At 65.8% G+C, this 11,852-nt stretch carries 7 protein-coding genes; 4 read left to right on the top strand and 3 right to left on the bottom strand.

The genetic code is table 11. The features are described from left to right. The 4 genes from U9977_RS06405 to U9977_RS06390 all read left to right on the top strand — a co-directional run. Positions 1–914, top strand: a 914-nt coding sequence (locus U9977_RS06405) for a PD-(D/E)XK nuclease family protein (RefSeq protein ID WP_322748248.1), incomplete at its 5' end; no start/stop codon positions are given. A 56-nt stretch (positions 915–970) separates the two neighbouring features. Beyond that, the gene (locus U9977_RS06400; RefSeq protein WP_322748247.1) at positions 971–1,552 is read left to right on the top strand and encodes a helix-turn-helix domain-containing protein; all 582 of its coding nucleotides are present in this window, start codon (positions 971–973) and stop codon (positions 1,550–1,552) included. An 8-nt stretch (positions 1,553–1,560) separates the two neighbouring features. Continuing rightward, positions 1,561–2,094, top strand: coding sequence for a hypothetical protein (locus U9977_RS06395; RefSeq protein WP_322748246.1), 534 nt, complete (start codon positions 1,561–1,563; stop codon positions 2,092–2,094). Positions 2,095–2,513: 419 nt separating this feature from the next. Continuing rightward, on the top strand, positions 2,514–7,646 hold the full coding sequence (locus U9977_RS06390) for an AAA domain-containing protein (RefSeq protein ID WP_322748245.1): 5,133 nt from the start codon (positions 2,514–2,516) through the stop codon (positions 7,644–7,646). 17 nt (positions 7,647–7,663) lie between these two features. Here U9977_RS06390 and U9977_RS06385 read toward each other — a convergent pair whose 3' ends face one another. The 3 genes from U9977_RS06385 to U9977_RS06375 form a co-directional block, all read right to left on the bottom strand. Further along, complete coding sequence (locus tag U9977_RS06385) at positions 7,664–8,074, bottom strand: type II toxin-antitoxin system VapC family toxin (RefSeq protein ID WP_322748244.1); 411 nt, start codon at positions 8,072–8,074, stop codon at positions 7,664–7,666. Positions 8,075–8,812: 738 nt separating this feature from the next. After that, positions 8,813–9,055, bottom strand: coding sequence for a hypothetical protein (locus U9977_RS06380; RefSeq protein WP_322748243.1), 243 nt, complete (start codon positions 9,053–9,055; stop codon positions 8,813–8,815). A 540-nt stretch (positions 9,056–9,595) separates the two neighbouring features. After that, entirely contained in the window at positions 9,596–11,743 is a 2,148-nt protein-coding gene (locus U9977_RS06375) for an ArnT family glycosyltransferase (protein WP_322748242.1), read from the bottom strand. Positions 11,744–11,852 lie beyond the last annotated feature (109 nt).

Here is an 11,852-nt window from a genome sequence, read left to right as displayed (position 1 = left end):
ACGTGCGCGCCGGCCACGGCAGGGTCGCGGTGTGGGCGCCGAAACCGTCCGAGGACGAGACCAATCCACAGCTCGCCGGCATGCAAGACCTCGACTGGCCGCTGCCGTATGAGCCTGCGGCTTATGCCCGCCGCCGCGCCGCCGCCGAACAGGTCACGGGATACCTCAGCGCGCTGGGCGCGGATCAGCCGCTGCCCGTGGACGATCGTGATGGGATGACCCCGGCGGAACGGCAGACGCTCGCCGAACTCGACCGTGATGTCGAGCTGCTGCTGGAAGAAGCTCGCCGTGCCCGGCGGCCCTCCCGCGAGGTGGAGTTGCCGCGTGCGCTCACCGCTTCCCAGGTGGTGCAGTTGAGATCCGATCCGGCGGGGCTGGCCCGCGACCTCGCCCGCCCGATGCCGCGGCGCCCGGCGCCGCAGGCGCGTCGAGGTACGGCGTTTCACGCCTGGGTGGAGGGCGTCTTCGAGCAGGCCCCGTTGCTCGATCCCGAGGATCTGCCGGGGGCTGCGGACGAGGCGGTGGACGACGGCGAGATCGCGGCGTTGCGGGAGTCGTTTCTGGCGAGCCCGTATGGTCGGCGGCGTCCGTTCGCGGTAGAGGCGCCGTTCGAGCTGCTGATCGCCGGCCGCGCGGTCCGGGGGCGCATCGATGCGGTGTACGACCTCGGGGGCGGCCGGTGGGAAGTGGTCGACTGGAAGACCGGCCGCCAGCATGCGGACGCGGTGCAGCTGGCGGTCTACCGGCTGGCCTGGGCGCGGTTGCGGGGGGTGCGTCCGGACGCGGTGGACGCAGCATTCCTCTATGTCCGCTCGGGTGAGGTCGCACGTCCGCCGCTGTTGTCCGAACCCGACCTCGAGGCCCTCCTCGCCGACCCGTCACCGAGATCTGACGGTCCGCGGACCGCCCGCTGACGGGGGATCGGGCCGGGCCGACCGATCAGTAAGCGTATACGCTCACGGTTATGGTTATGGTGGTGGCGGACCTGGTACGCAGTGTCCGAGCCAGCACGGGTCTGTCTGTCCGGGCCCTCGCCGATGCGGCGGGCATGGCGGCCAGCACCGTTCACCGCATCGAACAGGGCGAGTTGCAACCCACCGTGGACACGCTTCAGCGCATTGTCGAAGCAGCCGGGATGCGCCTGCGCGTCGACGCCCGTCCGGACTACGCGGCCAGCATTGTGGGCCTGGCTCGTTCGATTGTGAGTGACATAGTCGCCGAGGACCGGACGGGGCCGGTCCGCAAGGCCGCGGAGCTGGCCCACCGGTTCCGGGTCACCGACCCGGAGACCCGTCGTCGAATGATTACAGCAGCGCCTCCAGCGACCGGTGACCCACGATGGGACGCCTTTCTGGCCGGTCTCGCCGAGTGGCTGGCGGTACAGACGGACATGCCCGTTCCCGCATGGACCCGGCACGACAGCCGTTACCTGCGCCGTGGATGGTGGGTGACGCGGATGCCCTCGATGCGGGCGTGGGAGTACGCAGGCAGCCCGGTCTCGTTCCAGAGCCGCGGCGTGTATCTGCACCGCGACTCACTTACCAATGTTTAGATGGCCATATGTTGACCCGGGAGCGCATTATCGGTCTGTTCGCGGAGCTGAACGACGAGTTGTGTCAGGCGGGTATCCGTGGTGACATCTTCATGGTCGGTGGTGCCGCCATGGTTGTCGCCTACAATGCTCGACCGGCTACCCGGGACGTCGACGGGATCTGGCATCCGTCCACCGAGGTCCGCGCCGCCGCAGCGCGGGTCGCCGCCCGGCACGAGGATCTTGCATCGGACTGGCTGAACGACGGGGTCAAAGGATTTCTACCGGGCGACGACCCGGGGCACCCCACCGTCGTTTATGACGACGACTGTCTCACCGTGTCGGCTCCGTCGCCGGAGTACCTGCTCGCGACGAAGCTCCTGGCGAGCCGGGTCAGCCGCGACGAGGAAGATATCCTCAGACTCTATGATCTATGTGGTTTCTCCAGCGTTGACGAGGGCCTCGATCTGCTCGAACGCTATTATCCGGGCCGCCCGATCGAGGCGAAGGCGGGCTTTTTCCTCGAGGAACTGCTCGCTTCCAGAGGAACTGCTCGCCCCTGACTCGCCGCCGACCACGGCCGTGAACCGGCGATCATCGTCCTCCGGAGCGGGCGACGCATCGCGGTTACCCTGAGTGTCAGGGCGTGTCGCGTAGGACGATGATCGGACGGAAGTGGCAGGAGCTGGGGGGCTCGTACTGGAAGCCGTTGACGCGGACGGTCGGGGCCGGTGTCCGGTCCGAACCACGATCGTGGGTGCAGGGAAAGATCATAATGAATACCCGTTCTTTTCTTCCATGTTCCAGTCCTGGCCGGCGGAGGCTGTTGGCGAGGAGTGCGCATGCCTATTTTCCACCCAAGCGATCTTGTTGCTGATGCATCTGCCGGGTAGGTGCCACCGCAACTGCCAGTCGGGTCCTGTACAACCATGGTTGCCGGCGGGCTGCTGGAAAGATCCAGTTATGGGGGGATGTCGTGGGCATGCGTTATGATGTGGTCAAGGCTAGGTCGCTGCATCTGCTGGACTACCTCGCGGCTCTCTCACTGGAGTTGTCCGCGAAGCCGAAGCGGCGCCTGACCGAATATGACCCACCCCTGATCCGACCGGGCGACATCCCGGCACACGGAGGGGTGTTGCTGGGCCCGGCTCCGGGCCGGACGGCGTGGCTGCAGGTCCGGAAGGTGGCGGAGCCTGTCGCGCCGGTCCTTCCAGAACCGTTGGCTCGTCACGTTTTGTCTGCCACGGTCACACCGTCCGGACCGCCGTTGCTGCGTCTTGACTGTGACGAGTCCGCCGTGGAAGAAGGTGCGGACCCGGAACAGATACGGACTGAGCTGGCGCTCTGGGTTGCTGGGTCCTGGCAGCCCTGGGCCGACAAAGCCCGACCGGCAAGGGAAGCTCGGCGGCTGTACCAGCGGCTATATGACATGCGGCTCCGGCTGGAGCGGGACAGCGCGACGTATGAGTTGATCTGGGGTCACGGTGTACTGTCGTGGTCTCCAGCGGAGGAGGCCATCAACCACCCGCTGCTCCTCACCCCTGTGGTTATTGAGATGGACCCGGACACCGGGGTTTTGTCGGTTGTGCCGGACGGGTCGCCGGTGGTGGAAACGGATCCCGTGCAGGGGCTGGGGCTCCCGGCGCTCGAGGAGCTGACGGCATTGAGGGAGCGGGTGCGGTTAAGCCCGCCAGATCCGTGGTTCGAGGACGGCCTCGTCGAACTGTATGCACAGGCCGTCGCCCCGCTCGGTCTCGATGCGCGGGTGCTGGCCGGTCCCGACGTGCCTGTTCCCACTGCTGCAGCGGTGCTGGTCGACACGTGGGTATTGTTTGCCAGACCGCGTCCGGCTCTGCACCGACGCTTTTACACGGAACTGCGGCAGGTTCTTGCGGAGACCAACGTGCTTCCGGCGGCGTTCGCCGCGATCGTGGCAGACGATAGCCACATTGAGCCTGCGGCGCGCGAAGGTGACCACGGAATCGCAGATGACGAGGGCTGGGGAGTCATCGGGGCACGCCTGCTCATGCCGCTACCCACAAACGGTGAACAGGAGCGCATCGCCGCCCAGCTCGCTCGATCTCGAGGTGTCACGGTCCAGGGACCACCCGGTACCGGGAAAAGCCACACGATCGCAAACCTCATCAGCCATCTGGTTGCCCATGGCAAACGGGTGCTGGTCACCGCGCACAATGAGCAGGCTCTCAGCGTACTTCGTGAGAAGATACCGGCGGAGCTGCGTGATCTGTCGATCGCGGTGCTGGGCTCCAGCCAGGCCGCGCTCGGCGAACTCCACGCCTCCGTCCAAACCATCATGGATGCGATCTCGAGCATCGAACCTGCCGCAGAAATCGCTGCGCTTGAGGCTCTCGCGCGCGACCTCGACGAGGCCCGTATACGAGAGCGAAACCTCCAGCTACGCCTGGTGGACCTGCTCCGCGATGAGGCCGCCGAGTTCCCGCTCCCTCAGGGATCTGCAAAGGCTGCAGAGGTGAGTGCGTGGCTTGCTCGACATGAAACGGTGTGGAGTCACATCCCGGACCGGCTAACTGTTGATCAGCGCCTGCCGTTGACCATCGCCGAGTTGACCGATCTGATCAACCTAGCGGACGCGATCGATGCCGCAGACACGGTTGCCGCTCGCTGCCAGCTACCGGACCCGGCGGCGCTCCCGCCCGCCGGGGTTCTCCTTGAACAGCATGGCACACTCGATCGCCTTCGCGACGAACTTGCCGACCTCGAGGAACAGGGCATTGCGCTGGCTGCCATCGACGCTCTCGGTGGATCGGCGCTTGTTGTGCTGGTCAGCGATGTCCAACAGGCGATTGCTCTGGTTGCTGATTTAGAAGAACCGTGGCTTTCCACCCTTCGTGGACAGGTCGCTCAGTTCGCAACGCTGGCCGAGCTCTGGTCAGAACAGACCGAGGCCCTTGCGGCGAACAGCAGTACGCTAGTCGAACTGCGACGCCAGACCTTCGGAAAGTCGATCATTATTCCGGATGGCGACCCACGGATACAGGAAGGATTCCTAGACGAATTAGACGCCCGTTTCGCCGAAGAGAAAGGCGTTCCACGCTTCGGCAACAGGGATCTGAAGGCGTTCCATGGTACCGTCCGGGTCGACGGTTTCGAACTACGGACCCATGCTGACATCGGTGTGGTTCGTGCGGCGGTCCGTGAGCGGCTCGCGCGAGCCACGGCACACCGCCGCTATGACGAACTGGTCCGTCAGTTGGACGCTCCACCGTTGTCCGCCGACACGCTGGCTTTCGTGCCGGCGCTCGAATACATCGTCGGACGGTTGCGCACTGCGATCGGCTGGGAGACGAGGGGTGGACCCGCGCTGGTGGCTCGGTTGCGCATGGTCCTACCGGATACCCCGGCACGGCCCACCAGCGCCGAGCTGCAAATAATTGCTTTAATACTTACGGCAGCCGCGAAGCGGCGTGACGAACGGGTGCTGACAGCGCAATTCGGCGTACTCCGATCCACCCTTGAAACCGGACAGAGGCAGCCGAACGCAAGTCCCCTGTGGGGCGTGCTACGCGACATCTTCGACCGACGTGACTTCAGCGCGTGGACGGACGCCTGCGATGAGGTCATTCGACTGGCCGGGCTGCGACCTATCCTGACCCGACGCGACCATCTGGTTGGGCGACTCGCCATCGTAGCACCGGTCTGGGCCGGCCGCATCATCGACTCACGCGGAGACAGCGCAGTTTGCGGCCAGCCACATGATCTTCCGCGGCTCTGGCTGTGGCGTCAGGCCCAGACCTGGCTGGACGCGCTGTTCGACAGGGGCGACGCGACCGTGCTTCAGCAGCAGATCGCTGCTGCCGCAGCCGAGGTGCGCCGTCTCGTCCTTGAGTTGGCCGCCCGCGGGGCCCGACTCGGCGTGCAGCGCGCTCTGCGGGAAGATCAACGGCGCGCGCTCATTGCCTGGCTACAGGCACTCGCGAGGATCGGGAAGGGCACCGGCAAATTCGCCGGTAAATGGGAGGCTGTGGCTCGCACCGAGATGCCAGCGGCGATGGGCGCCGTCCCTGTCTGGATCATGCCGATTCATCGGGTGCTGCAGAGCTTCGACCCTCGTCGTACAGAATTGTTCGACGTTGTCATCGTCGACGAGTCCAGCCAATGTGACATGTTATCCCTCGGTGTTCTTGCTCTTGGTCGCAAGGTTGTTGTCGTAGGTGATGACAAACAAATCAGCCCGGCGGCTGTCGGTGTCAACCGGGATCGCGTCTTCCAACTGATCGATTCGTATCTGCCCGACATGCCGCAGCGTTCCCTGCTAGACGTAGAAGCCAGCCTCTACGACATCGCGAGCCGCGTATTTCCAGGGGTGGTTCTGCTGCGCGAACACTTCCGGTGTGTGCCGGACATCATCGGCTTCTCCAACCGCTTCTATGATGGGAAGATTTTCCCGCTGCGAGAGGCGACCGATCTTGGTATCGGTCCGGCTATCCGGCCGGTCCGGGTGCGGGCAGGGGCCCGCACCCGCGGCCAGTATGGTGAGGTCAACGAACCCGAGGCACTTGCCCTTGTCCAGCAGATCCTCGACTGCTGTGACGACCCTGCATATGAGGGCATGACCTTCGGAGTCGTCACCTTGCTGGGTAACGGACAGGGGCGTCTGATCGAGCAGACGCTCGTGGACAAGCTCGGTGTCGAGGAGTACGAGCGTCGACGTATTCGGGTCGGCGACCCGCACAATTTCCAGGGCGACGAAAGGGATGTCATTTTCATCTCAGTCGTCGCTGACGATAACCGCTCCGCCGCGACCCGCAAATCCGACCAGCAGCGCATTAACGTCGCAGCCAGCCGGGCCCGTGACCAGTTGTGGATTTTCCATACCATGGATCATACCGTATTACATTCTGATGATGTTCGCGGACATCTTCTCGCCTACGCATATGGCATCAATACACCGCAGGCGCGGAGCGCAGCTCTTGAGGAAAGATGCGAGAGCGAATTCGAGCGCGCCGTGCTGCGAGAGCTGATAAGCCGCGGTTACCAGGTGACACCGCAATATCATGTTGGTCAGTGCCGCATCGATCTGGTTGTGGAAGGCACTCGCGACCGGCTCGCGATCGAGTGCGACGGCGACAAGTTCCATGGTCCGGAGCAGTGGGAAACTGACCTCCGCCGCCAACGGGTGCTCGAACGCCAAGGCTGGAAATTCTGGCGGGTCCGGGGTTCGGCGTACTACCGACATCCGGTCGCCGCGCTCGTGTCGCTGTGGAAGCGACTCGACGAGCTGGACATCCGTCCCGATACCGTAACCTCTGTGCCGTTTCAAGACCCGGTTAACCATGTGGATGACCGGCAGGGGGACAGCGGTAGCCATGCGCGCGATAACCGCATCGTTCCGCTTGCCGCCACGAGCACCTTGCCTGACGCGCCGCCGCATCCGGAGGGGGCGGCATCGGCCGTGCCAGGGCAAACTGAGGAGCCACATCGGATCCCGCGTCCGTCCGGCGCGCCCATCGCAGTTTCGCAGGAGTTTCTTACCCTACCTACCCCGTCTGCTCGCCCGGCAATTTCGATACCCGATCAACCGTCAGCCCCGATCCGTACACAAGACACTGCCCAGCCCACAGCGCCGTTCTCTCAACTCCAACCATCCGACGGCCTATCCGATATAATTCAAGGAAATGGTTCCAGTGCAGCTGTTCCAACCGCGACGCTGGTCAACGGGTTCACTCGGCTACCTGTCCCGGTGCCCGACGGCTACCGTCGAGTCGCCTGGCTACGCCCGTCGGAAGCCGCGGCCGTTCTCCAGGCACTCGCTGCCCGTCAGGACCGGCAGGTACCGGCGGCGGACGGTAATGTCGCATCAATCGTCCAGTACTTCGCGCCGGATACCGCCGAGGCGCGAAAGTATCGGGCGAACGCACTCGTGGTCCGCCAGCGCCGTGCTGGCAACAAGTTGATCGCATGGATTCGCGAACACGAGGCCAACGCGGTCTTGGCCGCTGCTCGGGCCGAGAGCGATGTTACCGTCATCGACGGGCAAGGCCATATCACAGGATTGGTCAATTTCTTCCCCGCCGGTTCGGTCGAGGCGACGACCTATCGTTCGGTGACCCGGCTGCTCCGGGCCCGTCACTGAATCGGTTGACATACAGCTCAGCCATGTGAAACAGGTTTTGCTGAGCTTTGAGGGGTGGGCTGCCAGTCGGGGAGATCCGCCGGCACAAGGTCGGTGTGCGTGAAGTCCGCGCCCTTGAACAGCAGCGATTCCCGTCTCTGCGCTGCCAGCGTGTAAGCGAGGCGGTTGCCGAAATTCAACTGGGCAGGACTGCCGCCGCCCCGGCCGAAGTCGCGGTAGGCATGCCGAGCCAGGTTGGTGTGCTCTGCGGTGACCGCGACCACATCTATGCCGGCTACGGTGATGAGTTCGTCGAACCGTCGGCTCGCGACCGGGTCGCGAGCCGAGTCGACGACGGGAGCCTCCACGTAGTTGATGGCCGAGATCGCCCACACACCGTGGAAACTCAAGGTTCCACCAGAGAACCCCGAATTCTGGAGTTCGATCAATGCTGGTGTGATCAGTTCTCTACCGCCTTCGGGCTCTTGGAAGGAGACTGTCACCCGTCCGCCGGGTGCCACCGGCCCGCAGGTGGCGGCTGCGTCTTCCCGGAGCTGTTTCGCGGGAGGGCGGAGGCGGCGGGCCGCATCGAGGTCGTCCTGCGCGTTCTGGGCCGAGTGTGGTGCCTGGTCGAGCCGGGTCTGGGCGGCCTGTTGGTCGTGGATGGCCTGGGCCAGCTGGTCGGGGTCCGGCGGTGGGATCCCCGCGGTGTGGGCGTAGGAGGCTGGGGTCAGATCTGTGACCGTTGTGGAATCATAGATAAACAGGGCTAAACCAGAATAAATGCTGTGAGTCGTTTTAGCGCGAAACGTCTCGATCCGGATGCGCCCATCGCATTGTGGTCATCTCGATTCGGCGGGGATCGGACGATGATCTGTTGTGGTCGATGGTCATGCCGTGTCACACGGTAGGCAGTCGGGTCCGGTGGCGGAGCGGGCTATCCAGGTGACGAGATCGCGGCGGCCGCGTTCGTCTCCTACCGCCACATGCGTGGAGTCGCCGTCGAGCACGGGGAGGATTCCGCACGGACACCCGCTTCACCGACATCGACACCGGCCTGCTGCCGCTGGGCTCCCGCCATCACGTCCGCCTGACCCGTGGCTTCCCAGGAGGAATCACATCGAATCCGGCCGGTGTCCGGCCCGCTGAAGCCGAGGCCCGGTAACTGCCAGGATCGCCGCGGGAGGTCAGGCGACGTGTACCAGCTGCGGGACCGATGACTCACCCAGCCTTGTGGTGGTACCGGATGTCGTGGCGGTACTCGACATCGCGCTGAGAATGAGCGGTGTGCCCGCCGTGCTCAGGTCAGTCGCGGCCGTGGCGGAGAAAACCGCCACCAGCGCGATTCCGGCGGCAGCCACGTAACGCACCAGCGCGCGCGACAGGCCGTTGTCCCGGCTGGTGCCGTGAGCTGAAAGCGACGAGTTCATGGCAATCTCCTTTGGCTGGCTGGCTGGCTGGCTTTCTTTGGGGCCGCCGGGCGTGCGCGAAAACGAGGATCGCACGCCCTTCGGCCGGCTGAATTCCCCGGAATTTCTTGTCCACAAACAGCTAATCAGCATGGGCTGGGCGCGGGCTGAGTACCTGCTGTGCGTCTGCTGTGGGATGCCAGGTGCAGTGCGGCTTGAGTCTGGCCAGGTGTTGGCCAGGGGCTGACGAGGTCGAATGACCAGGTCGAACCGACATCGGTGGCGGCCTGCGCCGGCCCGCGCCCGGACAGCAAGGAAAACCGCGGGCGCCACCGGTTCGCGGTGGCGCCCGCGGCCTTGTGCTGGCCGTTGTGCTGGCCGTTGCGCTGGCCGTTGTGCTGGCCCTTGCGCTGGCCGTTGCGCTGGCCGTTGCGCTATGCCGACGGTAGGTGGCTTCTGTCGCTCCAGCGTGCTTTTTCACCTACCGCTCGGCCGAATGCCGTCCAGCGGCAGGTAGAAGCGGCCATCATGGCAGCCTTTTCCACCTACCGCTCGGGTGGGTCAGCTCGTCTGGTGCGTCAGGTCGTAGACCGTCTGGCCGCCGACGGTGGTCGAGGTGAAATGTGCCTCGACCCAGGTGGTGATGTCGCTTCCGGTGCCGTTGCTGTTCGGGCCGCCCATCCCTGCGCCACCGGAGCCGGCGATGAAGTAATGGATCTTTCCGGCGGCGACATAGGCCTGGAAGGCGGCGAGGGTCGGTGTGCCGTCGCTGCCGTTGAATCCGCCGATGGACATAACTGCTTTTCCGCTGGCGAGCTCCAGGGGAGCCGCACTCTGGGAGCCGACCGTGGCGGCTGCCCAGGTGTTGGTGGTCTTCTGCACCAGCGACACCAGCTCTGCGTTGGCGGTCTGACCGCCGAATCCACCCGCTCCGCCGAATCCACCCGCTCCGCCGAATCCACCCGCTCCGCCGAATCCACCGGGCTGACCGGTGGATGTTCCGCCGTTTGTACCGCTGGTTGTGCCACTGGGTGTACCGCTGGTTGTGGAGCCGTTCACCCCGGCGCCGCCGGGCGGGGTTCCTCCCGCGAACAACCGCCCACCGGAAGGTCCGCCACCGGGACCGCCCATGGCGCTGGTGCTCCCCGGACCGACGGCCGGGAGTGAGCCGGTGTGTGGGTGCGACGCAGTGCTGGCGGCATAGCCGGCCGTACCCGCGATGCCGGTGAGCAACGCCGCCGTCGCGACCACGATCGCGCCCTTGCGCAGGATGCGTCGTCCGGTCAGCAGGCCGCCGATCGCGACCGCGCCGCAGACGAGAACCGTGTAGCGCAGCCACGGAGTCCAGCCCGGGGTGAGAGCAAGCAGGTGGTAGCTCCAACCTGCGGTCCCCGCGATAATCATGGACGCGCTGATCCGGGCGAACCAGGTCTCCTGTTGCTGCCAGAGGAGCCGTCCGGTGATCGCCACCAGCGCCGCAACGGCCGGGGCGAGCGCGATCGTGTAGTACGGGTGCATGGTGCCCTGCATGTAGCTGAACACGATCCCCGTCACGAGCAGCCAGCCGCCCCAGAGGATGATCGCGGCCCGGGTGCGGTCGGTGCGCGGTGCCCGGTGGGTGAGCCACAGGCCGGCGACCAGGCTGAGCAGCGCCGCGGGGAGCAGCCAGGAGATCTCCAGGCCTGTTTCCGAGCGGAACAGGCGGGTGATACCGGTGCTTCCCCCGAAACCGCCACCGGCCCCGAAACCGCCCCCGCTGGCACCGCTGGGACCGCCGGCACCGCCGCCACCGCCGCCGTTGCCGGCTCCGCCGAACAGGCGACCGAGGCCGTTGTAGCCGAATGCCAGCTCAAGCACGCTGTTGTTCGTCGAGCCGCCGATGTACGGGCGGGCGGACGCCGGCCACAGCGACACGATCGTGACCCACCAGCCCGCCGCGGCGAGAAGGGCGCCGACGGAGGCGAGAAGCTGGAGGATCCGGCGGCGCAGCCCGGTCGGAGCCGCGATCAGGTAGGCCAGGCCGAATGCGGGAACGACGAGCAGCGCCTGGCCCATTTTGGTGAGAAAGCCGAAGCCGATGGCAACCCCGGCCAGCGCAAGCCATTTCGTGCTGGCCGACTCGATCGCCCGCACCGTGCAGTAAGCGCCGGTGACCAGGAGCAGGACGAGCAGCGCGTCCGGGTTGTTGAAGCGGAACATCAGTGTCGCGGCCGGGGTGAGGGCCAGCGCCGTGCCGGCGAGCAGGCCCGCGGTCGGTCCGGACCACCGGCGCACGGTTGCGTACAGGAGCCCGACGGCTGCCACACCTTCCAACGCCTGCGGGGCGAGCATGCTCCAGGAGGAGAAACCGAAGATCCGGCCCGACAGTTCCATCACCCACAGCGATGCCGGTGGTTTGTCGACGGTGATGAAGTTGGACGAGTCGAAGGAGCCGAAGAAGAACGCCTTCCAGCTCGTGGTGCCGGCCTGGACCGCCGCTGCGTAGAAGTCGTTGGCGTTGCCGGACGCGCCGAGGTTCCACAGGTAGAGGACGGCGGTGGCGGCGAGCAGCGTCAGGAGCGCGGGCCGGACCCATCCTGGGTCGGTCTCGGGTCCGCGCAGCCTGCGGCGCAGTCCGGTCGGCGGGCGCTCCCCGTCGTTGCGACGGGGCTCTGCAGTCGGATGCCGTCCCGGCGAACTGGCCGGGGGAAGCAGAGCCGAGGTGGACACAGGCGTTTCTCCAGTCCGGATGTGATCGGGATGGTGCGTGTGATCGGGATGTCGCGGACGCTGGGGGCGGTGGGGGGCGTGGGGGGGGCTGCCGCCGCCCCTCGCCGGG

It is taken from the genome of Protofrankia sp. Cas8, from assembly GCF_963555845.1.
GTDB lineage: Bacteria > Actinomycetota > Actinomycetes > Frankiales > Frankiaceae > Protofrankia.
The sequence above is the reverse complement of the archived record's forward strand: the minus strand, read 5'-3'. Positions and strand labels throughout refer to the sequence as shown.